General features: G+C 42.2%; 15 protein-coding genes. 2 read left to right on the top strand and 13 right to left on the bottom strand.

Features of this window, described 5'->3' with window-relative positions:
* Positions 1 to 74: 74 nt before the first annotated feature.
* From NL111_RS00805 to ptcA, 7 genes are all read right to left on the bottom strand, one after another.
* The gene (locus NL111_RS00805) at positions 75 to 2,813 is read right to left on the bottom strand and encodes a sigma 54-interacting transcriptional regulator (protein WP_285110328.1); all 2,739 of its coding nucleotides are present in this window, start codon (positions 2,811 to 2,813) and stop codon (positions 75 to 77) included.
* Between the two features lie 728 nt (positions 2,814 to 3,541).
* Complete coding sequence (locus NL111_RS00800) at positions 3,542 to 4,384, bottom strand: aldo/keto reductase (RefSeq protein ID WP_002830905.1); 843 nt, start codon at positions 4,382 to 4,384, stop codon at positions 3,542 to 3,544.
* Between the two features lie 188 nt (positions 4,385 to 4,572).
* Positions 4,573 to 5,376, bottom strand: coding sequence for a MurR/RpiR family transcriptional regulator (locus tag NL111_RS00795; protein ID WP_004166522.1), 804 nt, complete (start codon positions 5,374 to 5,376; stop codon positions 4,573 to 4,575).
* Positions 5,377 to 5,389: 13 nt separating this feature from the next.
* Positions 5,390 to 6,481, bottom strand: a complete 1,092-nt coding sequence (gene aguA, locus NL111_RS00790; protein ID WP_285110327.1) for an agmatine deiminase — start codon at positions 6,479 to 6,481, stop codon at positions 5,390 to 5,392.
* A 194-nt stretch (positions 6,482 to 6,675) separates the two neighbouring features.
* Positions 6,676 to 7,770 carry an agmatine deiminase gene (gene aguA, locus NL111_RS00785; RefSeq protein ID WP_002830601.1) on the bottom strand — a complete coding sequence of 365 codons (1,095 nt, stop codon included), beginning with the start codon at positions 7,768 to 7,770 and terminating at the stop codon, positions 6,676 to 6,678.
* Positions 7,767 to 9,158, bottom strand: coding sequence for an APC family permease (locus tag NL111_RS00780; protein WP_002830896.1), 1,392 nt, complete (start codon positions 9,156 to 9,158; stop codon positions 7,767 to 7,769). The genes aguA (NL111_RS00785) and NL111_RS00780 overlap by 4 nt, the downstream gene beginning before the upstream one ends.
* Before the next feature lie 44 nt (positions 9,159 to 9,202).
* Positions 9,203 to 10,234: a putrescine carbamoyltransferase gene (gene ptcA / locus NL111_RS00775; RefSeq protein ID WP_004166518.1), complete on the bottom strand. Its 1,032-nt coding sequence runs from the start codon at positions 10,232 to 10,234 to the stop codon at positions 9,203 to 9,205.
* Positions 10,235 to 10,459: 225 nt separating this feature from the next.
* On the opposite strand from ptcA, the gene NL111_RS00770 reads away from it, so the two are divergent.
* On the top strand, positions 10,460 to 11,626 hold the full coding sequence (locus NL111_RS00770) for an AraC family transcriptional regulator (protein WP_002830894.1): 1,167 nt from the start codon (positions 10,460 to 10,462) through the stop codon (positions 11,624 to 11,626).
* A gap of 42 nt (positions 11,627 to 11,668) precedes the next feature.
* Here NL111_RS00770 and xylB read toward each other — a convergent pair whose 3' ends face one another.
* The 4 genes from xylB to NL111_RS00750 form a co-directional block, all read right to left on the bottom strand.
* Positions 11,669 to 13,165 carry a xylulokinase gene (gene xylB / locus NL111_RS00765; RefSeq protein WP_285110326.1) on the bottom strand — a complete coding sequence of 499 codons (1,497 nt, stop codon included), beginning with the start codon at positions 13,163 to 13,165 and terminating at the stop codon, positions 11,669 to 11,671.
* Between the two features lie 248 nt (positions 13,166 to 13,413).
* Positions 13,414 to 14,757, bottom strand: a complete 1,344-nt coding sequence (gene xylA / locus NL111_RS00760) for a xylose isomerase (RefSeq protein WP_285110325.1) — start codon at positions 14,755 to 14,757, stop codon at positions 13,414 to 13,416.
* A 5-nt stretch (positions 14,758 to 14,762) separates the two neighbouring features.
* Complete coding sequence (locus NL111_RS00755; protein ID WP_002830608.1) at positions 14,763 to 15,920, bottom strand: ROK family transcriptional regulator; 1,158 nt, start codon at positions 15,918 to 15,920, stop codon at positions 14,763 to 14,765.
* A 38-nt stretch (positions 15,921 to 15,958) separates the two neighbouring features.
* Positions 15,959 to 17,338, bottom strand: coding sequence for an MFS transporter (locus NL111_RS00750; RefSeq protein ID WP_002830610.1), 1,380 nt, complete (start codon positions 17,336 to 17,338; stop codon positions 15,959 to 15,961).
* A gap of 237 nt (positions 17,339 to 17,575) precedes the next feature.
* Between NL111_RS00750 and yicI the strand changes: the two genes are divergently transcribed.
* Positions 17,576 to 19,855 (top strand): alpha-xylosidase, encoded by a 2,280-nt coding sequence (yicI, locus tag NL111_RS00745; RefSeq protein ID WP_285110324.1) that lies wholly within the window; start codon positions 17,576 to 17,578, stop codon positions 19,853 to 19,855.
* Between the two features lie 73 nt (positions 19,856 to 19,928).
* On the opposite strand, the gene NL111_RS00740 is transcribed toward yicI, so the two are convergent.
* Both NL111_RS00740 and spxB read right to left on the bottom strand, forming a co-directional pair.
* Positions 19,929 to 20,573, bottom strand: coding sequence for an NAD(P)H-binding protein (locus NL111_RS00740; protein ID WP_058121079.1), 645 nt, complete (start codon positions 20,571 to 20,573; stop codon positions 19,929 to 19,931).
* Between the two features lie 144 nt (positions 20,574 to 20,717).
* On the bottom strand, positions 20,718 to 22,469 hold the full coding sequence (spxB, locus tag NL111_RS00735; protein ID WP_285110323.1) for a pyruvate oxidase: 1,752 nt from the start codon (positions 22,467 to 22,469) through the stop codon (positions 20,718 to 20,720).
* Positions 22,470 to 22,574: the final 105 nt, after the last annotated feature.

Here is a 22,574-nt window from a genome sequence, read left to right as displayed (position 1 = left end):
TTACACCCTTATAAAAGCAAAAGGCGTGCCAACTTCTGGCACGCCCTTCCTTTATTCAATCAAATCGCTGATTTTTAGGCATCTGCTTGGATAATGTCGAAAATATAGCCGTATTCGGAGGATGGGATTTCGACACTATAAATTTTTTCAATCACACTAAAAGACTCTTTTATCCATTTAAAAAGCCGTTGGTCTTCAGTGTCGGAAAGTTGTTCTAAATCATAGCTGGTAATCGGTTCGTTTCGGATTAATCGCTCAATTAGGCAGCTCACATGCACGTATAACGACATTTTTGTGATGTTGCCTAACTGGTGCCCGCTTAACTGGTTAAATTTATTAATGGCGCGGTCAATATTATCCATCACCAAATGCGCATCCAGAATGGTAATAGAATTAATTACCCGCTCTAATGAAAAACTGTGAATCAGTTGTTCTTTAAACTGTTGGAGCTGCTCCGTAGTCATGCATACTTGCAAAGCCTTATCCAACTTCTCCATCTCGCTTCCGGAAATAATGCTTTCCAAGGAAATGTATGGGGCGTCGGGAAGCCCCGGGTCAATCGTCCCCACTACCGCCACCACGTTGTACAACTTATTGAAAATGGCAATTTGTTCTTCAGCCTTTAACCGGTCAACCTCGTAGGCCTGAATTTGACAGTCCACTTCTGCCGGCATACTATCCAGCAGCAATTTTTTGACACTATTAGCCGTGCCAATTCCGGTAAAGCAGCAGGTTACAATTAGATTGCGCTTAATTTCTTTTGGATAGATAATTTGCGTTTTAGGCACCATCGCCTGCCGAACGTTTCGCATGATTTGCTCAATATCCTTATGGTGCCGAATATCATCAGCCACTAGCAACGCCGACTGGGTTGAGACGTTGTTAACAATGGCAATCGGAAAATCAATTTCACTGCTAATAAATTTTTGAATGCCCTCCAAGGAACCCATATCAACCATTAAAATTAGTCCCCGGTTAATTTGGCGATTTTTCACGTAACTGCTGACCTTTTCACCAATCTCCGCCACATCAATATCCAACGGCATGTCGATCGCGTCCATTACGTGTTCGTTAAATAAATTATTGATCACGCTGGCGATGCTGCTGGCGGTCGAATAGCCGTGGGAGAGGATAATGCAACGAATGTTTTGGCTATCGGTTTCCTTCTTCACGCTCCGTAGGTACAGATGAATAAATAGTTCATCCACGTCATCAAGGTGCAAATTCATGGTCTTTGCGGTGATTAAACGTAGGTCCCCAACAATTTGATCGATTTCCGCATCCTCACCATGAAAAGTGGCGTTAATTTGCTGAATGCACTGTTCGTCGCGTTGTACCAAATGCCAGTTAGCACGGTTACGGTTGTAAAAGTAATATGCTAAAACTAACGCGACGTTGCCCATAAACTGGGTATCACTATTGTTTTCGACGTTAGCAATTCGATCGGCAAACATCTTTTTCAAAAACCCCACCGACATGTCGCTTTTTTCCGTATCCTTCTTAAAAATTAAGTAGTCACACAGTTGGTTAATTTCGTCGATGGCATTATCAATGAAGGTGTCCCGTTTGTCTGTTTGCTGAAATTGCTGAATAATTTTTAACATAACCCGTTTAATTTCATCGGTATACGCCTGGGATTCGGAGATTAAATCATCAATTTTCATGGTTGGCAATACACTGGTGAACTGATCGCTAAACGATAGCAAACTCGCGTCTTGAATATTATGGTCAATTACCGTTTTGGGAACGTCTGCTAATAAGATTTCAATATTCGAACTTTGCGCCGCCCGTTGTAAACTATTGGCCACCGAAATTAAGATGGTGTTCTTTAATTGACCTACGTTACCAAGGTAACTGCTGGAACTTAAAATATTCAGCACCGAGGTATTCACTAACACTTTGCGTTGAATTTTCTGGGATTGGCGGAGGTAAAATAACTTAACCAAGTTTTCGCGCTCCTGACGTGGGCGGTCGTTTAGTTCTGGGATTTCAATTTGAATGGGGATTCGGCGAATAAAGGTGTCTAAGAAATGGCTTTGAATATCCTCGGTAGTCGCAAAAACTAGCCGAACTTGTACATGATGCCCTTCTTTAGTTGCTCCCAACGGCGTGATTATCCCGTTGTCCAAGTAATTAAACAATTTTTCCTGTCCCTTAGCATCAAGCCGGTGAATTTCATCAAGAAATAGCATTCCGCCATCTGCTTCATCAAATAGTCCCGTACTATCTTGGTTCGCGCCCGTATAGGCTCCCTTTTTATAACCAAATAAATTACTTGCTAAAAGTTCCGGATTGTCAGCATATTCTGCGCAATTTAGGTGCACAAAGCGGGATTCTGGTGCTAAATACCCCTTATCCACGCAATATTGGTAATAAACTTGCGCTAAATAAGTTTTCCCTGCTCCCGTAGGTCCGGTAATTAACACGGGTAACCCGGTTCCTGGGTAGCCAGCGGCCGCTTTCAGTCTTTCAATTGGGGTGTATAGCGAACCGTGTCCGCCAATTACTTCGTCAAAGGCCGTCCGTTTAGGTTGGGATGCAATGTTTTCCAACGCCGCCTGACTTTCAAATTCTGTATTTTCTAAAACGATGCCGTATCGCTGTTCTAAGGTTGCCCTATCCCAAAATTTAACCGGACGTGAATTAAGTTTAATTGCAACCTTCTCTTTACAAAGATCATTTAAGTACGCACTAATTGTATTCCGCCGCACTCCTAACCGTTGGCTAAAGTCCTCCGCGGTGGCGCCGTGTTCTTGCCAATCTTCTCTTTCAGTTACCGATTGCAGCATTGCTGCTACTTGATCCTTCACCATAAAAACCTCTCCTAACCACTATGAAAACGTTATCAATTTACGGATAGTGTATCCCAGAGGAGAAAAGTGTGCAAGGCGGGGCGGAAAACCCTAGTTTTTTATATCTAGCAAAAAATATAGAGAGTGTGACAAAAGTCGGGTAGTTTGCGAGCATTAACTGAAAATTGATCATGATGCCTGAATTTGGCATGATGGTCAATTTTTGGTTAAGCGGAACAAACTGACTTTTGGCACACATTTTGGCTCTATTGAAGTCAAAACACCAAAAAAAACGATTCATGAGGAATTTCCTCTCATGAACCGTTTTTGGTTTAGAGATTTTTGTCACAGTCCCCCATATTTTTTAATGGCTTGGATTTGCGCCCCTCTGCTGCCTCGTCGAAACGTGCTCCGAAACCCAGCTCCTTCCGGCTAACTAAATTATGGGAGTAATCGCTAAAACCGCGATTACTCCCATATTTTAAACCTCCGGCGTCCTGCTGTTGCTTTGCCGAAACGCGTTCCAGCCACCAATTTTTTCCGGTTAACCAAATTTTAGGTCTAATCGCTCAAACCGCGATTAAACCTAAAATCCAGTTAATCCTGCATTCTATTGCTGCCTTGTCGAAACGTGCTCCGAAACCCAGCTTCTTCCGGCTAACTAAATTATGGGAGTAATCGCTAAAACCGCGATTACTCCCATAATTCTGTTAGTCCTCAGAAGCTACCCGGGTTTCTCCGCACTCTTTTTAATACATCCGTCCATATTCATACGTCAATTCTGGTTCGCGGCCCGTTCTTGCGAACTTATTTAACTTGTCGACTTGCTTCATTTCTTCATCAGACAGTTCAAAATCGTAGATGTCGGCATTTTGGGCAATTCGTTCTTCATGCACCGACTTCGGAATGAACGCCACCCCGTTTTGCAAGTGCCACCGCAAAACTACTTGAGCAGGTGATTTTTGGTACTTATCCGCAATCTCCTTAAGCACTTCTTGGTCAAGCACCGTTCCGCGTCCTAATGGGCTCCACGCTTGGGTAACGATGTCGTGTTGCTTATTAAATTCAATCACTGGTTTAAGGGTTAAGAAGGGATGCATTTCCACCTGATCAACCACCGGCATTTCGTTCGCCTTAGTCGCCAAATATTCCAAATGAATAGTTTGGTAGTTGCTGACCCCGATTGACTTGGTCAAGCCCGCCTTCTTCAGATCCTCAAATGCGCGCCACGTTTCAAAAAAGTGTTGACGAACCGGCCAATGGATCAGTAACAAATCGACGTAGTCCATTTGCAACTTCTGCAGGGATTCTTTTACCGAGGCAATCGCTTCGTCATAACCTTGCCGCGCCTCCGTCACTTTGGTAGTCACAAAAATATTTTCCCGGGGAATCGCAAACTTTTTAAACGCATTTCCCACTTCTTGTTCATTTTCGTAGAGTTGTGCCGTATCAAACAACCGGTAGCCGTTTTCGTAGGCTGCTTTCACCGCCGTGTCGACCGCTGCTTGTCCACGAACTTTATATAATCCAAAGCCTTCTTGTGGCATCTGATTGCCATCTGCCAACGTAATCAAATTATTTTGAATATCCATTTGAATGAGCTCCTTTCAATGAACCTTCTTGTTACGTTAAGCATAGCACTTGCTGGATGAATTTGTAGTAAATTGACCATTAAATTTCTTTGAAATACGATGGCTGCTTGCCATCCTTGATATTGTCTGCCAGGGATAACAAAAATAGTGGAATTAGAATTCTCTCCAACGAATTCCAATTCCACTATTTATTTTTTCATAAAGTTGAAATCTTGACCGCCATAATCTTCAATATATTGGTACAAAATCAGTTCCATCAACGCAATTGTAGAAACCCGTGAACTGATTTCAACGTCGTTAACTTCGATTACGTCAGCAAAGATATATAAATTAATATCACTCAAATTCTGGATCGTATTGTTATCCGGCTCAGTGATTGAAATTAAAAAAGGTGTTTTCGCCGCTCCTTTTAATTGTTTAATCATTTCTAAAAACTCGCGGTTGCGGCCGTTATACGTAAGCATGAAAACTAAATCATCCGACTTAACTTGTTTAATGGCCATTCGCCGAAAATCACGATCCCGGGGGTATTTCACCGTAAATCCCGCCATCGTATAAACGTAATATACATAATCTGCCGCATACTTACTAATTCCTTTAGCAAACAGGTAAATGGTGGGATGGTTAGCCAGTTGTTTAGTAATCTCGTGTAATTTCTTAGATGGGATCACCCGGACCGATTCAGTAATATTTTTTAGATATTCTTCTCGATAATCAACCTGGCTAACTTCAAACGGCATCTCTTTTTCTTGCTCGTTTTTTTCGTTAAGGACGGTATATTTAATTACCGTGGTGAATTCGCTAAACCCCACAAACCCAATTTTCTTAACGAAGCGTAGGAACGTTGCCGTTGATACGTAAGTTTCACTAGCAACTTCGCGAATACTTTGGTTTTTAATTTTATCCATGTTGGAGACTACGTAGTCAAATAGTGCTTGTTCATTTTTGGTTAACGTACTGAGATGTGACTCTACAATGTCAAAAAAATTCATAAGCCACCCTCCATTAATGTCCCGGCATGTTAAGCACGACTGTATGTAATCCGCCCCCACCCGTTAATATTTCGGTAGCGGGAAAACCAATTATTTCCCGGTCGGGATAATAATTAACTAACTCTTGGCGGGCTTTTTGATCGTTAGGATCGTTAAATTCCGGAAAAATAATCGCCTGGTCAAGCGTAATATAATTAACATAAGTAGCGGTTAACCGTTGCCCTTCCGTGCGGGGTAACATTCCGTTAATTGGATCAACCCCTTCTGCTTCCAGTGCCGTCAATTTTACCGGACGCTGCGGCAAATCCATTTTATGAATTATTAAATTTCGTCCACGAGCATCTGTTGTCTGACTTAAAATGTCGTAAGCACGCTGACTAATCCGGTGCTGCGGATCGCCCGGATTATCGGTCCACGACAAAACAATTTCGCCTGGTCGAATAAAATTAACCATGTTATCCACGTCACCCCCAGCTTCATCTAAGAAAAATCCTTCCGGAAGCCAAATTACCTTTTGGGCACCCAAATAATTTTGGAAAACCGCTTCGGCTTGAGCCTTAGTAATTCCCTTGTTGCGCCCTTCCGAAAGTACCACTTCTTCAGTAGTAATCAAGGTCCCTTCCCCGTCGGTCACTACCGAACAGCCTTCTAAAATAAAGTCCGACTGGTAACGGTCCCAGCCAAATAAGTCAGCTAACTTTCCGGTTACCTCCTGGTCCTTATCCCAAGGAAAATAAAGACCATCGAGCAATCCACCCCAGGCATTAAACCCAAAGTCCATACAACGCACGACTCCATCAGCATTAACCAATTCAATCGGTCCCGTATCTTTAATAAAAACGTCATTATTACTCATTTCTAAAACCCGAATCTGGGTTGGTAACATCGCTCGCGCATTTTTATATTGATTTTCGTTTACAAACACCGTTACTGGCTGATAATTTGCTATTAATGTTGCTAACTGTACAAAAGATTTTTGCGCTGGTTTACCACCGTTACGCCAATTATCGGGGCGCTGCGGCCACATCATTAAACTTTGCCCCTTGGATTCGAATTCGGCTGGCATCCAAAAACCATCCTGTTGGGGAAATGTTGTTAACTTCATTGCCAATTAATCCCTTCTGACTTTTTTTCGTAATTTTCTTCCTTTGTCCGAGAAATCGCTGAATTACGAATAATTAATTTTACTCTCAAAAATTGGAACACACGCTAATTTCATTCAATTAGTTCTCCATATTTTGAAAATAAAAATTGAGGTAGGATTATGCTTTTCTTCCCACCTCAATTATGTTCCTCATCTTAACGTTGAGGAACCTGCTGAGTAATACAGTGAATATTTCCTCCACCAAGTAAAATTTCGCGTGCGGGAACACCTACCACTTTGCGATCTGGATATAATTCGCTCAACACTTTTTGAGCTTCCTTATCCATAGGGTCGTTAAATAGTGGGAAAATAATCCCGCCATTTGCAGTGTAGTAGTTAATATAACTAGCTGCTAGACGCTCGCCTTCCGTCCTTGGTAGCGTGCCATCAACCGCGTCCACCCCTTCACTTTCTGCTTTAGTGATCAGTACTGGTTTAGGAACTCTTAACTTAACCACCTTAAGTTTGCGACCTTGGGCATCCGTTGCATTTTCCAAAATCGCCAAGTTTTCTTTAGAAATTTCGTATTGGGGATCATTTTGATCATCCGTCCAAGCAAGGGCAACTACCCCAGGTTTAACAAAATTAGCAATATTATCCACGTGTCCGTTTGTTTCGTCTTGGTAGATTCCCTTCTTCAACCAGATGATTTTTTCCAAGTTAAGGTGTTCTTTAAGCACTTCCTCGATTTGGTCCTTAGAGAGTTGTGGATTGCGACCTTCCGATAATAGGCATTCTTCCGTAGTAATTAAGGTACCTTGTCCATCTACGTGGATTGATCCACCTTCTAACACAAAATCATCAAGCCGGTACCGATCTGTTTGTTCCAATTCCGCCATTTTCTGAGCAACACGATCGTCCTTATCCCATGGGAAATAAAGTCCGTCTACCAAACCTCCCCAAGCATTAAACGTCCAATCTACAGCACGCAATTCTCCGTGATCATTTTTAACGAAGGTCGCGCCACAGTCTCGAATCCAGGAATCGTTATTGGAAATTTCGATTACTTTCACCTGGTCAGGTAACATATTCCGGGCATTTTCGTATTGATCGTCATTCACGCCCACCGTTACTGGTTCAAATTCGGCGATTGCCTCGGCTACCTGCGCAAAAGTTTTTTGGGCGGGCTTACCGCCGTTTCGCCAATTATCGGGGCGTTGGGGCCATAACATGTAGGCACCCGCATGCTCTTCAAATTCTCCTGGCATTCTAAATCCATCTTTTTTAGGGGTACTATCTAAAGTCTTCATTTTTGCGTCTCCTTTATTTTTAAACGTTGATTAACTTCTCGACGTTCAGCAATTCTAACAACTAATTCACCAACTACTAGGGTAACAATAACCCCAATTAAAATTGGCACCTTGGCAGATAATTCTGCAGCAGTAGTATTCAAGGGTACTGCAGTAAAGATTACCGTCAGTAAAAGTAAAAATTCGGGAATCCAAGTCATGCACCACAGTAATCCCTTCCCACCGGGAACCTTAAACGGGCGTTCCCGTTGAGGGTCAATTTTACGAAGCTTTAAAAAGGCTGGAAACATCATCGTATACGAAAGCAACAGAGCAATTACGTTTAAAGAGAAAAATGCCCAAAAAATGTCTTGATTAGGAATCAGGGGAGCAACCACGATTAAGATGGTAGCTACAACCCCGTTTAAATACCCTGTTCCAACCGGCATGTGCTGCTTATTTTCAATTCCAAATACATTTGGTAAAACGTGATCTTTCGCTGCGTAATCCGCTACGTAATTAACTCCTAGTGCCCAAGATACCATTTCAGAAACTAAAATGTACAAGAATAAAACTCCGATAACGACGACAAACCAGTTCATTTTACCAATTAAGAGGATAAAACTGTCTAGTAGCCCGCTCGATGCTGACAACTCGTTGGTAGGAATTGCTGCGCTCATCCCAAAGGCCGACATCAAGTAGAAAACTGCAATTAAAACTCCCCCATAAATAATTGCTTGTGGGATTTGCTTGCGCGGATTGTCCATATCATCCGCCATGGTAGCAACCACTTCAAAACCTAAGAAATTAAAAATAATAATCGATAAATTACTTAAACTATTGATGTTCATTTGGGGTAAAAATTCCCGCGGCGCAAAACTATTTGCCACTCCCCTAGTTACCGCTACGTAAACTCCTAATCCCGTTAACGAACAGATGGTAAAAATTTTCGCGAACGCAGCTAAATTCATAATCCATTTACTTTCGGAGGCCGGTTGGTTACCAACGATTACCACGAACCACACGAAAATTAATTGAATACCAACCGCAAGCCACGTTCCTAGTTTTAAGTTAAAAATGGTTTCCGCCACCTGGGTGAAAAGCACTGCCAAACTTGCCATCCAAATCGGATAGTTAATCCAATATAGCCACGCTAGCCGGCCGCCCCATCGAGAACCAAAGGCTTGTTTCACCCAGTCGTATAAACCGCCGTCTCCCGTATAAGTTGTTCCTAATTCGGAGGAAATTAAACCGTAAGGCAAGAAAAATAACCCTAAGAGAAAAATCCACCAAAAGAATTGTGAAGTACCAATTGCAGCAGCCGGAGCGGCTGATTCAACTACCAAAATTACCACTACCGACATCAATACTGCATCAAATAGTTTGAATTTCTTTTTTCCCGTTTCCATAATATAATCTCCAATCTATCACGCACCATGCGCTTAAAACGGGGTTAGCCTTGCCGTCTTTCAGGAGCATTTCGTAACATTAATTCTAATTCAGCATCATAATGCGCTGCTACTGCCGGTGAAGCATATTCTAAAGTGGGATTTAGCAGGTAAACAAAAATTGCTCGCATCGCTGTTTTCCGATTTTCCGCTTCATCCCAAACAATCGAATAATCGGAATCCAAAACTTCATCAGTTACTTCTTCTCCTCGAGTAGCTGGTAGACAATGCATAAATTTAACGTGACTGCTTGCCTTTGCCATCAATTCGGCGTTCACTTGGTACTTAGGGTAGAAAATTTTCATTCGTTCTTCTTTTGGCATTTCATCATCATACAAACCGTACCAAACGTCTGTGTAAACAAAATCTGCATCTTGTAAAGCTTCATCAGCATTTTCAGTAATTGTGACACTCCCGCCGTATTTTTTAGCGTTTTGTTTGCCTACTTTAACCACGTCATCTTTCATTTGGAACCCCTTTGGTCCGTATTGTACAAAGTCCATTCCCATCTTAGTTGCCATAAACATTGTGGACACGCAGACTTGTGTGGCATCTCCCACAAACACAATCTTGCAATCACTCAATTGTTTGCCTTCCGGAAGGTGTTCTTGCATGGTAATAATGTCTCCTAATTCTTGGGTGGGATGGTTATAATCACTCATAAAATTAACCACTGGAACTTTGGCGTATTTACCAACTTCCGCAACCGTCTTGTGCCGATCAACTCGGGCGCCAATAATATCCAAAATTCGTCCAAGCACTTGGGAAGTATCTTCAATGGTTTCATGTCCACCAAGTTGAATTTGCCCAGGTGCTAAATATTGCGCATGTCCGCCCAATTCCGTCATTGCGGCTTCCGCAGAGGTCCTGGTTCTAGTAGAACTTTGCTCAAAAATCATTCCTAACGTCTTGTTTTTCAATAATGGGGGATAATATCCGTTTTTGATGGCTTCCTTTAATTTCAGCCCCAGGTGAATCATGAACTTAATTTCTCTCTGGGTGTAAGTATTTGTATCAATATAGTCGCGTTTTGCCATTTTCAAAACTTCCTTTCATGTAACTTAGCTTGTCTACATTTACATCATAGTGGGCAGCTTTTATTTATTAAAGCGTTTTCAACAGACTTGCAACTCGCATTCACGACTTGTAACGCGTGTCATTTTATGAAACATGTCCCACTTTTCAAAAATCTCTTTCCAATTGCTTTTCCCCTACAACCAGCTAGGATAAAGTTAATAGCTAAGCCAAAGGACGGGATGATCATGGATAACGCAACTTTAAAATATGTTTTAGATCAGTTATACAAGGAATATTTAATTCCTTTATTCCTCGTTAATGATCAATATGAAATCGTGATTCCCAAAACTAACTGGAGTTCGCGGAGCTTTAAAGAACAAGTCCTAGAAGAAACCCATCCTAATGAGATCCGTTATTTTAAGAAGGGCGCTTTCTTTTATAGTAACTTTGCTTTTGAACTTCCCGAATACGGAACTGGAACCGTAATGATTGGGCCGTGTGGCGCTTTAGAAGCTGGATCAGATTCAATTCATTTTCAGGGACACACTTATTTTGCTGGAATCCATTACAGTAAATCTTCTCGGGAAGGATTTGAACAATTTACTAACTTAATTTTTGCAATCATCCGTGGAACTTTGGGGCAAAACCAAAAGCAGCACTGGTATTATGATCGAGTCTATAAATCCACCAATTATCACTTAGCCCAAAATCTTTCGAGCCGCCGCGACCAGAAAAACACCCTTGACTCCTACGAATTTGAACGGCGTTACATTGAAGCAATTCGGCGAAACGAACCGGATAAAATAAAGTGGTTGTTCAAAAAGATGGCGGATACCTACAAAGTCAAATTATCGGACAGTGACTTGGAGGGTTTGAAATATAAATATGCGGGATTAATCACGATTTTAACCCGGGTCAGCATTGAAGACGGCGTCCCAGCCGAGCAAGCGTTCAGCCTTTCTGACGCCCTATTGCAACGTTTGCAAAGCATTTATACTTACGCGGAATGTTTGGTTTCCGTCCAGGAGGCCTCCTACAAATTTATGGACCTGATTCATTCCTACCAGTACGCAACCAAAAACCAATTGGTGCAAAAAATACTAAATTATATCGATGAGCATATTTACGATCGGATTACCCTCGCTGATTTGGCTGATTTCACTAACCGGCATAAAACTTCAATATCTACCCAGTTTAAAAAAGAAGTTGGCCAGCCGATTCACGTGTACATTAACCACAAGAAAATTCAGGAATCCAAGCATTTATTGCTATTTACCGAACTTTCGTTAAAAGAAATCAGCGGCCTATTGCATTATTCTAGTCAAAGTCACTTTGTGCACACGTTTAAGCAATTTATGGGAATCACCCCTGGCGAATTTCGCAATGAAAATTTAACTTATCATTTTGAATAATAAAAAGACCCAGAAAATTTCTGAGTCTTTGTCAATAGTAACCTAATTATCAAGTTTTAATAAATCACCGGTCATCGGTCGGGTTGCTGAGTATGCTTGTTGGTAAATTCGGTAAATTCGGTCGTATTTCGCAACGTTATTAGCTTTAGGACGGTAAACTTTTCCATACTTCACAAACGTCTCCGAGCATTCTGCCAAATCTTTAAACCAGCCAACCCCGACAGCCGCAAGCATTGCTGCACCTAGCCCAGGACCCTGTTCGTTTTCAAGACTAACTACGTTCATATTAAAAATGTCCGCCTGAATTTGCATCCATAGCGCACTCTTGGCGCCACCACCCGCAGCTACCGCGGTTACAAAATGCTTGCCTTCAGACCGGTAAATCGACAATAAGTCACGAAAAGAGAAGGTAATTCCTTCAATTACCGCTCGGGTAAAATCGTGAAGTTGTTGGCGACTATCCATGCCAATAAAACTTCCCCGAATCTGAGCGTCTGCATACGGTGTCCGCTCTCCCACAATGTAGGGGGTAAATAGCAGCCCCTTAGCACCAATCGGCGATTTTTTAGCATCTTCCACTAGGTCGGTAAACTTTTGCTGACCTGCAAAAGTTTGTTTAAACCAACTTAAGCTGTAACCTGCCGCTAACGTCACCCCCATGGAATAGTAACTATCCGGGATTGCGTGATTAAAGAAATGCAACCGTCCGGCGTAATCCGTTTTACGATCTTTTTCGTAAGCCAAAACTACGCCTGAGGTACCAATACTGGATAAAATTTTATCCTCACTGATAATCCCCGCACCAATCGCACCAGCCGCATTGTCCGCTGCGCCAGCAATCACCTTAGTTTCAGCAGGCAAACCGGAAATTGCACTGTAAGCTACGGTTATATTTCCCACAACGGCAGTGGATTCTAACAATGGTGGACAGATTTCCAACGGCAACGCCAATTTATCCGCAATTTCCTTGCTCCAAGTTTTATGAATTTCGTCTAGCCACACCGTCCCGGCGGCATCGGAATATTCCATCCCAATTTTGCCAGTCATGCGGAACCGTACGTAATCTTTGGGCAGTAAGAAGACTTCAGTTTGCGCAAAAATTTCTGGTTCATTTTCCTTTACCCATAAAATTTTAGGCAAGGTAAAACCTTCTAACGGACGATTGCGGGTGATTTTTAAAAAGTCTCCCCTTAATTTATCCGTAATCTCTTCGCATTGGGCAGTGGTGCGGGTGTCGTTCCATAAAATTGCCGGTCGTAACACCCGGTAGTTTTTGTCCATCAATACCAAACCGTGCATTTGCCCCGAATAGCTAATTCCTTCAACTTTAGACAAATCTAAATGTTCCACCGCCGCCAAATTTTGAATTGCTAGCGTAGTTTTTTGCACCCAATCTTCCGGGTTTTGTTCACTATATCCTGCTTGCGGATTGCTAATTGCGTATTCTTGACTACTTTGCGCCACAATCTGTCCAGCACGGTTTACGGCCGTTACCTTTACCGCGCTGGTTCCTAAATCAATTCCTAATACATATGCCATTTCCTTCACCCACCTATTATATTAAAAGAGGACCAAGAAAAAGCTTTTTTCTTAGTCCCCCCAACATTCAATGCTTTCGATACACGCGCATTTCGTATTCACAATGTACCCTGGCTGCATAACTGAAATGTGTTCCGAATCCCACAGCTTCTGTGGTTAACCAAATTACATAACTAATCGCATAAACCACGATTAATTACGTGAACCAGTTAATCCTCGCTGTTTATTCGGGTTTCTCCGTACCTTATTTACTTCGCCAGTACTTCAATCATATAGTGATTGATCGTATCCTTAATTTGTTCTAAGTGACCTGAATGCGTCGCGGCCAATAAATCCTTTTGGGGTTTATCAATGACGTAATCTTCCATTTCTTCGATGGTCGCCTTATCGTTGTCGATCTGCTTGCCGATGCCACTATTAAACGAACCATAGCGCTCATTCAAAATGTTTTCGATTACGCCATCTTCCTTCATCTTAGCTGCTACTCGTAAACCAGCCGCAAAGCTATCCATCCCGACCATGTGGCCCGTTAATAAATCTTTAGCAGCAAATGACTGCCGTCGTGGTTTGGCATCAAAGTTCAAACCACCCTTCGGTCCAATGGAACCATTTTCGACAACTTCAAACATCGCTGCAATGGTTTCTGATAGTGCAGATGGGTATTCATCAATGTCCCAGCCAATCAACTTGTCCCCTTGGTTAGCATCAAGTGAACCCAGCATTCCAGCTTCTCGGGCAACCCGGATTTCGTGTTGGTAAGTGTGTCCGGCCAAGTTAGCGTGGTTACCTTCCAAATTCAATTTGAAATCTTTGTCTAAACCATAAGTCTTCATGAACGCAATTGTAGTTGCTGCATCAAAATCATATTGGTGGGTTGATGGTTCCTTTGGTTTAGGTTCAAGCAAGAATTGGGCATCAAAACCAATCTTATTCGCGTAATCCTTTGCCATGTGGAAGAATTGCGCTGCGTGTTCTTGTTCCTTCAACATGTTAGTATTCCAAAGTGATTCGTATCCTTCACGACCACCCCAGAAAACATAATTTTCTGCACCAACCCGTTTGCCGATTTCTAAACTATGCTTAATTTGAGCTGCACAGTAAGCGTAAATATCGGCAAACGGCGTTGTAGCTGCTCCGGCGACGAAACGGGGGTTGGTGAACATGTTTGCCGTGTTCCAAAGCACTTTCTTACCAGTTGTTTTTTGGTATTCCACGATTTTGTCAACAATCTTGTCTAAGTTTCGGTTAGTTTCCCGTAACGTATCACCTTCTGGGGCAAGGTCCCGATCGTGGAAACAGAAGTAGTCCACGCCTAATTTATCGTAAAATTCAAACGATGCTTCCACCTTAGCCATCGCGTTATCCATTGGATCAGTGTACTTATCGTACGGACGAATTGCGGTCCCGTCCCCAAACGGATCCACTAGTCGTTGATCAAAAGTGTGCCAGTAGGCAACGGAAAAGCGGAGCCAGTCCTTCATTTTTTTGCCTAAAATCACTTCTTCTGGGTTATAAAAATGAAATCCATCACCCGACGTTAAAGTTTTGTTAGCGACGTAACCAACTTTTTTAAAATCCCAATATTCACTCATTATTGTTACTCCTTTGATTTAAAATCTAATTTCAACTTCGAAAATCCTAAAATTTCTTGAATCATTTGTGCACAACCTCCGTAAAGGCTGGCAGTTTCCACATTTTTGCTCAATACAATCGGGGTGTCCCGAACGGAAATTTTGGCAAACTTTGTTCGAATCCGTTCTAATAGTTCGGGAAATTCTTTAAAAATATACGCATTAATAAACAATACGTCTGGATCAAAAGACACAATCACGTTGTTAATTAACTTGATAATGTTATTTTCGAACCTTTGTAAAATTTCTAAAGTCACCGGATCGTGGTCATCATACATTTGGCGAATCAACGGCAAATTGATGTAGTCTAAATTTTTAGCCTGTTTGATTTGGTCTAAAACGGCTTCTTGAGAGGCAACGTCTTCAATTTTTTGGCTTTCCGCTAACGATTTATCTTTGGTTTCAAACGCGATGGTTTGTCCAATTTCGCCCGCTTCACCTTTACGTCCGCGATACAATTCACCATCCATGATGATTCCAGCACCAATTCCCTTATGCATACTGATGCTTACCGCATTCCGAATCCCTTCTGAACTAAAATCTCTTTCAAAAATTGCCGTGAGGTTAGCTTCATTTTCCAACAAAACCGTAATTCCTAGCGATTTGGTTAATACAGCGGCAATATCGACATCATGCATGTTCCAAAATGGCGAGTAAATCACTTGATTTTGATAAACAATTCCATGTACTGAAATTAATATTCCTAAATTCTTTTCTCCATATTCGGTCTTTAATTCCGCAATCAGTCCTTTAATTTTGCTGATTGCACTGGAAATATCGTTATCAGTAAAGTTTATGCGCCGAATTTCTAACTTTTGGCCACTAATGGTCATTGCCAGCGCTGATAATTCATGATATCCGAGGTCAATGCAAACCACATAGCCGTATCGGGCGTTGATTTGCAATAAGTTAGGCTTCCGCCCGCCTTGCTGCGTACTATCTCCTGCGCCTGCTTCCACTACCAATCCGCTCTCAATGAAGCGGTTAACAATTTGGGAAACGGTCACCTTATTTAACTTCACGTCTCGTGCGATTTGACTTTTCGAAATCGGACTTTCCGTAAAAATTCGTTGTAGTACTGAACGCTCGTTAGCGGTTCGCATCGTCTCTTTATGAATTACCATTCTTTCTTGCTCCCTTAAACTACGCTGAATTAACCTACTTAATCAGCGTTTTTATTTTCTGCTGCGTGTTTTGCCGATAAGTCCGCTTGCATCTTATCTTCAACACCGTCTACTTTATAGAATAATAAAGCAATTGCGGATAAACCAAAACCAATAATTGGTACCCAGATGTAATTTTGTTCAATCGCGCGAAGGGCCGTTGCGGTTTGGGCTGTGTTAGCAACGTAGCCGCCTGCACTTAAAATCAGCCCGGTCACGGCACCACCAATCCCCATTCCTAACTTAGCTGAAAAACTAGAAAACGAGGTAACGATTCCTTCAGCCCGCACGCCGTTTTTCCATTCGCCGTAGTCAACAGAATCCGCCAACATTACCGCAATTAAGCCAGAAACAAACCCAGTTCCTAAATAGCCAATCACCGTTGCAATAATGATAATCGAAACACTTAGTTGACTAGCACCAATACTCAAAACTAATTGACCCACAATTGCCAAAAGCATTCCTAACAGCATCGTGTTACGCTTACCAATTTTTCTAGCGCAAGCAGGTGTGAGGATTACAGCCACTAACGCAACTACTTGAATTCCTAATACTAGCGAGGCTAATCCCGCGTTATGCATGTTGTATTTGAAGAAGTACACGGTTACCTGACTCTTGGTTTGCATACCCAACCAGTAAACAAAGTTAATGAAAATTACGATTGCCCACGGCCAATTATTTTTAAGCGCTTTCAAAGATTGCTTAATTGGAATTGCCTTTCTTGAATTCTTCGTCTGAATGCGTTCCCGCGTGTTCGCAAAAGTTACCAACAGTAGCACTGCCGAAATAATAGCTAAAATCAAAACACTGATAAAGAATCCCTTTTGTTGGTTGCCTCCGCCAAAGAAGTTAACCATTGGCAACGCAGCTACCGTAACGATGGTTGCGCCGGCAGTCCCGAAGAATTGGCGAATCGTACTTAGGGTAACCCGCTCGTCCGTATCATCCGTGAGGTTAGGTAAAATTGAGGTGATCGGGATGTTAACTGCCGAATATAAAATATCAACCCCAATATAAGTGATGTAAGCCCATACAATTTTACCACCCATACTTAGATTTGGGGTGGTAAAACAAAGTACACAGAAAATTGCAAATGGGATTGAGAACCATAAGAAGAACGGTCGACTCTTGCCCCACCGTGTGTGAGTATGGTCAATCAATAATCCCCAAATTGGTCCGTCAATCGCATCAACGATCCGCGCAACTAAGAATAAAGTTCCGACAGCCGCTGCGGTGATGCCGAAAACGTCCGTATAGAAAAACATTAAGTAGGTTCCAATCATCTGAAAGGATAAATTACACGCAAAATCACTTACTGCGTAGCTAATTCGTTCCTTCCAAGATACTAAGCTATGTGTATGTCGATGTGGTACTTCCATAAATTAGACACCCTTTTCTTTTAAAATTTTGGTTCGCGAAAAAAGTTAGTTAGTTTTGTTTACGAACCCCATTATACATGCCGGATATTTTTTGTAAAGCGTTTTCAATAAACATTTTTACTCCTTGACACTCCATTTGTATTCGCTTACAATTCAATTCGAAAAGAGTTTGTTAGTTTTATTTATTTACTCCAGTCACTGTTATGCTTTTAATTAGAAAGGAAGTTAATCCAACTCATGAAATTTACAAACGGTTATTGGTTAACTAAGGAAGGTTTCGCGGTTAACAACCCCAAACAAGTTTACGATTATAAAATCAATGATGATAACGTCCAAATTTACGCTCCGTACAAAAAAATTAACGAACGCGGGGACACTCTTAATATTGGAATGACCACCGTTTCGGTCACTTCCCCTCTAAAGAACGTAATTGGCATCAAGTTGACCCATTTTGACCAATTACCTAAGGATCCAAGCTTTGATTTAAACGACCAGCACGTAAAGCTAGCAACCTCCACTGATGACAATACTTTGCGCATCCAATCTGGAGATTTATCAGCAAACTTCCCCATTGATGGCAGCGATTTTGAAATCAATTTCGAGGCAAACGGCCAAGTAATCACTAAATCGGAACCGAACGCAGAAGGTGAAATTACTAAAACTGACGATCAAACTCACTATATGCGCGAACAGCTTTCTATCGGAATTGACGAATTAGTCTACGGACTTGGTGAACGATTTACTTCCTTCGTTAAAAACGGCCAAGTCGTCGATATTGTCCAAAAGGATGGCGGTACTGGAAGTGAACAAGCTTATAAAAACATCCCCTTCTATATCACTAATAAAGGCTATGGTGTTTTCGTTAACCAGCCCGAAACGGTTTCGTTTGAAGTGGCTTCTGAAAATACATCGCGCGTTCAATTTAGTATTGAAGGCGAATCACTTGAGTACTACGTGATTTACGGTCCGACACCAAAAGAAATTTTATCTAACTACACTTCGTTAACCGGAAAGCCGGCTTTGCCACCGGCATGGTCGTTTGGACTTTGGCTATCAACCTCCTTTACCACCGATTACAGCGAAAAAACCGTTATGAAGTTTATCGACGGAATGAAGGAACGTAACATTCCATTAGACGTTTTTCATTTTGACTGTTTCTGGATGAAGGGCTTTGAATGGACCAGTTTCGAATGGGATAAAGACGCTTTTCCAGACCCTGAAGGCTTAATTTCACGGATTCATGATAAAGGTCTAAAAGTCTGCGTTTGGTTAAACCCGTATATTAGTCAAAAGTCTCGACTCTTTAAGGTTGGTAAAGAAAAGGGCTACTTCATTAAACATAGCGATGGCAACGTTTGGCAATGGGACCTCTGGCAAGCTGGCCAAGGAGTCGTAGACTTTACTAATCCTGAAGCTACCAAATGGTATAAAGATTACCTACGTGAATTAATGGATATGGGCGTGGACGCCTTTAAGACCGACTTCGGTGAACGAATCCCAGTCGAAGACGCCGTTTACTACGATGGTTCAGATCCTAAACGGATGCATAATTACTATACTTACCTTTACAACAAGGCCGTGTTTGACGTCTTGTTAGAAAAGAAGGGCGAGGGTCAAGCTGCTGTATTTGCTCGCTCAGCTACCGTAGGATCCCAGAAGTTCCCTGTTCACTGGGGCGGGGACAACTTATCCCGCTACGTTTCAATGGCCGATTCACTACGCGGCGGGCTCTCCTTCCTTCTTTCTGGCTTTGGTTTCTGGAGTCATGACATCGGTGGATTTGAAGACAACGCCTCTGCTGATATCTACAAACGTTGGACCCAATTTGGCTTACTATCTTCGCATAGTCGTTACCATGGCAACATTGAATATCGAGTACCATGGAACTACGATGAAGAAGCCGTTGACGTCACCCGTAAATTCGTAAAGAACAAACTCGCCTTGATGCCGTACCTCTACGACGAAGCCGTTCGTACTCACGAAACTGGGGTTCCGTTAATGCGGCCAATGTTCCTAGAATTTGGTGAAGATCAAAACACCTATCATCTAGACACGCAGTACATGCTGGGCGCCGACCTCTTAGTTGCCCCAATCTTTAACGATCAGGGAACCGTTAAGTACTACATCCCCGGTGGCAAGTGGACAAACATCCTAACTAACCAGGTTTACGACGTTGCAAAGAACGGTGAATGGATTACTGAAAAGTATGACTATCTTAATTTACCGCTGTTGGCTCGGCAAAATAGTATTTTGCTAATGAACCCCGACGCTGAACATGCGGACTACGATTACGCAAAAGCTCCTGAATTGCATCTCTATCAAATGACTGAAGGAACCCATACGCAACGCGTGGTGGATCATCTCGGTAAGGTTTTAGGTGACATTAAAGTAACCGTGGCAGACGGTAAAATCACCCTCGACGTATCAGCTTTAGCTGCTTTGCCAAAGGCCTACGTTCACCAAGATGACCAAGTTAAGGAATTTACACTTGAGAACGCTAAAAGCACCCTTAACTAAAATTCTTTAGAAATTGCTTATTAAAAAACTAGGAAAAACGAAATATCGTTTTTCCTAGTTTTTTTAGCTAATCTTACATCCAAGCCGGACGATCACCCGCTGTATCAGGTTTATTTATTCCAATACTTTCATGCGCATAGAGTGTGGGGTCCTTAATAATTTTGACCACCACGTCAGCCACGCTTTTACGTGAAACTTCCGTCCCCTTAAAGTTTTCATCTTTTTTAGTAATTTCATAGTCTACTTCGTCTTGATCAGTTAGCCAAGCGGGACGAAGTTCGGTAGTATCAATATCTTGATGTTTGTCAATTAACGTTGCTGATTTACGGAAGCCAGGCAAGTAACTGGAAATTGCGTTTTCGTTCCATTCTCCAAATTTCCCCTTAACCTCATGACGGGCGCCTAATGCACTATAGAAAATTAGTCGTTTAACCCCCGTCGCTTCCATCGCAGTAAAAATTGCTTGGGTTGTTTGCGCTAAGTCAACTCCACCAACGTTAGAATATACGATTTCAACATCTTGCATCGCTGCTTCAAGTTGAAGAGCATCTGTAGTATCCCCTTCGATTAATTCAATTCGTGGATTATCCTTCAAGTCAGCAAGTCGGTTAGCATTTCTTAAAAAGAGTTTCAGTTTTAAATTGGTTTCTGCCAAAAGACGTTCAGTTACAATTTGAGCAGTTTTGCCGTATGCACCTAAAATCAAAATTTTTCCCATTAAAGATCCCTTCTTTTCATTTGATGACCTTATAATATTCCCGCCCTTTAGTGATGTCTAATGCTTATATTTAATAATAATCAATAACTTTTATGCATAAAAATACCGTCTGGTCAAAATGGCCAAACGGTTTTTTTACTGCAATTATTCCCCAAGTTCATTTAAAATTTCACTGAGTGCTGGTTGACCATCCGTCAATTCGTATTGTTCCCGGAAAGCTTTGATGGTTGCTTCATCAAAAATTTGGGGATCCAACGGCATGAACGAGGTGTCCACGGGGTCGTTATTTACAATTTTGGCATCTAGAACAATCGGCTTCGTATTTCCTGCCTTTTGAAGTTCGTCAATTTTATCAAAGGCTTGCGCTAACGAAGGCAAATCCGTAGCCGTCAAACCAATTGCGCCCATATTTTCGGCTACCCCAGCCCAGTTTGCGCCTTGCAAATCAATCCCGTACGGTGCTTGGTTTGCAACTAACTTTTCGTGTTGAATAAAACCAAAGGACTTGTTTTCCAAAACTACGTTAACAATTGGCATTTCGTATTTAACTTCCGTAAGCAGGTCTTGCATTACCATTGCAAAGCCACCGTCACCAGAAATGGTAACGACCGGACGATCAGGGTAACTTAATTTAGCAGCCATTCCAGCTGGCAAACCGTAACCCATTGTGGCAAACCAACCGGACAACGTAAATTTCTGGTCATGGTTCAACGGAATTTGGCGAATGGCCCATTCCGTATTATTACCAACGTCGAGCCCGAAGATTGTGTTATCTGCAGCGTGTTCCTTAATCGCTGCCATTACGCTTTCAGCACGCAGTCCTTGGTGGTCATCATTGGATAACTTTTCAAGCCATGCATCCCAGTTTGCCTTATCCTTTTGTGCGGCTTGGAGCCATTTACTTGCCGGAAGCTTAACGTTTTGCGCCAATACCGCATCCAAAAATTCCTTAGCATCAGCCAGAATAGCCATGTCCGCATCACGTTGCTTACCCAAATCTTCCGGATTGTTGTTAACCTGGATAACCTTAACGTTGTCCGGCCAGAAGCGAGCAAACGGGAAGTTGGTTCCCACAAACAAGATTAAATCTGCTTTTTGAGCAACCTCAAAGGCTGGCTTAGTTCCCAAGCGACCCATGGAGCCCATAAAACTAGGATGGTCTGACGGCATAATTCCCGTTCCCGGAACAGCTGTAACCACCGGTGTTTGAAAGTCTTCAGAGAATTGAATAACTTGTTGGCGTGCTCCAGCAACACCACGTCCAATCCAAAGCACCGGATGCTTAGCCGCCTTCAACGCCGCAATGGTGTCATTAATCGCTGAATCATCAATTGCCGAATGAACCGGTTGTTGGTAAATCTTCGGCGTCTTAATTGGCGTGTAGTCGATTTCTTGTCCTGATAAATTATCCGGAATAATTACTACAGCCGGTCCCTTTTGTGCGTAGGCCGCCCGAATCGCTTCGTCGACCACGTATGGGATTTGCGCTGCGCTAACCACTTGCTTATGGAAAACCGCCACGTCCACAAACATTGGATCTTGGTTCATTTCTTGGAAGAAGTTAGTGTTCATCACTTCCGTACTAGATTGCCCGATTAGTGCCAACACCGGAGCGTGATCCATCTTTGCATCATATAGCCCATTAAACATGTGCGTAGCACCCGGACCAGCCGACCCAAAACTAACCCCGATTTTACCAGTTAATTTTGCATCCGCCGTTGCTGCTAAAGATCCGACCTCTTCGTGACGAACTTGAATGTACTTCAAGCCATCCCGTTCCTGGTAAAGTCCGTCCACCGTATTATTAATGGAATCAGCTGTAATCCCGTAAATGTGATCAACGTCCCAACTTTTTAATACTTGAGCCAATGCTTGGCCCGCCTTCATTTTTGCCATGTTGAATCCCCCCGTTCAGTAAGCTTTAATTTCGCTTACTTTTTGTAAGCATGTGATTAGGATATATCGAATAAAGCAGGTTGTCAAGAAATAGTTATATTTTAT

The sequence above is a fragment of the Pediococcus sp. AC40 genome (assembly GCF_030252485.1).
Classification (GTDB): domain Bacteria; phylum Bacillota; class Bacilli; order Lactobacillales; family Lactobacillaceae; genus Pediococcus; species Pediococcus acidilactici.
This window is presented reverse-complemented; position numbering and strand designations above follow the sequence as displayed.

Coding starts and splice junctions, on each gene's coding strand:
- NL111_RS00795 (WP_004166522.1), bottom strand. CDS start 5,376: ATGAATTTTTTTGACATTGTAGAGTCACATCTCAGTACGTTAACCAAA.
- aguA (WP_002830601.1), bottom strand. CDS start 7,770: ATGAAGACTTTAGATAGTACCCCTAAAAAAGATGGATTTAGAATGCCA.
- NL111_RS00780 (WP_002830896.1), bottom strand. CDS start 9,158: ATGGAAACGGGAAAAAAGAAATTCAAACTATTTGATGCAGTATTGATG.
- xylA (WP_285110325.1), bottom strand. CDS start 14,757: ATGAGTGAATATTGGGATTTTAAAAAAGTTGGTTACGTCGCTAACAAA.
- ptcA (WP_004166518.1), bottom strand. CDS start 10,234: ATGGCAAAACGCGACTATATTGATACAAATACTTACACCCAGAGAGAA.
- NL111_RS00750 (WP_002830610.1), bottom strand. CDS start 17,338: ATGGAAGTACCACATCGACATACACATAGCTTAGTATCTTGGAAGGAA.
- spxB (WP_285110323.1), bottom strand. CDS start 22,469: ATGGCAAAAATGAAGGCGGGCCAAGCATTGGCTCAAGTATTAAAAAGT.
- NL111_RS00740 (WP_058121079.1), bottom strand. CDS start 20,573: ATGGGAAAAATTTTGATTTTAGGTGCATACGGCAAAACTGCTCAAATT.
- yicI (WP_285110324.1), top strand. CDS start 17,576: ATGAAATTTACAAACGGTTATTGGTTAACTAAGGAAGGTTTCGCGGTT.
- NL111_RS00755 (WP_002830608.1), bottom strand. CDS start 15,920: ATGGTAATTCATAAAGAGACGATGCGAACCGCTAACGAGCGTTCAGTA.
- xylB (WP_285110326.1), bottom strand. CDS start 13,165: ATGGCATATGTATTAGGAATTGATTTAGGAACCAGCGCGGTAAAGGTA.
- NL111_RS00805 (WP_285110328.1), bottom strand. CDS start 2,813: ATGGTGAAGGATCAAGTAGCAGCAATGCTGCAATCGGTAACTGAAAGA.
- NL111_RS00800 (WP_002830905.1), bottom strand. CDS start 4,384: ATGGATATTCAAAATAATTTGATTACGTTGGCAGATGGCAATCAGATG.
- NL111_RS00770 (WP_002830894.1), top strand. CDS start 10,460: ATGGATAACGCAACTTTAAAATATGTTTTAGATCAGTTATACAAGGAA.
- aguA (WP_285110327.1), bottom strand. CDS start 6,481: ATGAAGTTAACAACATTTCCCCAACAGGATGGTTTTTGGATGCCAGCC.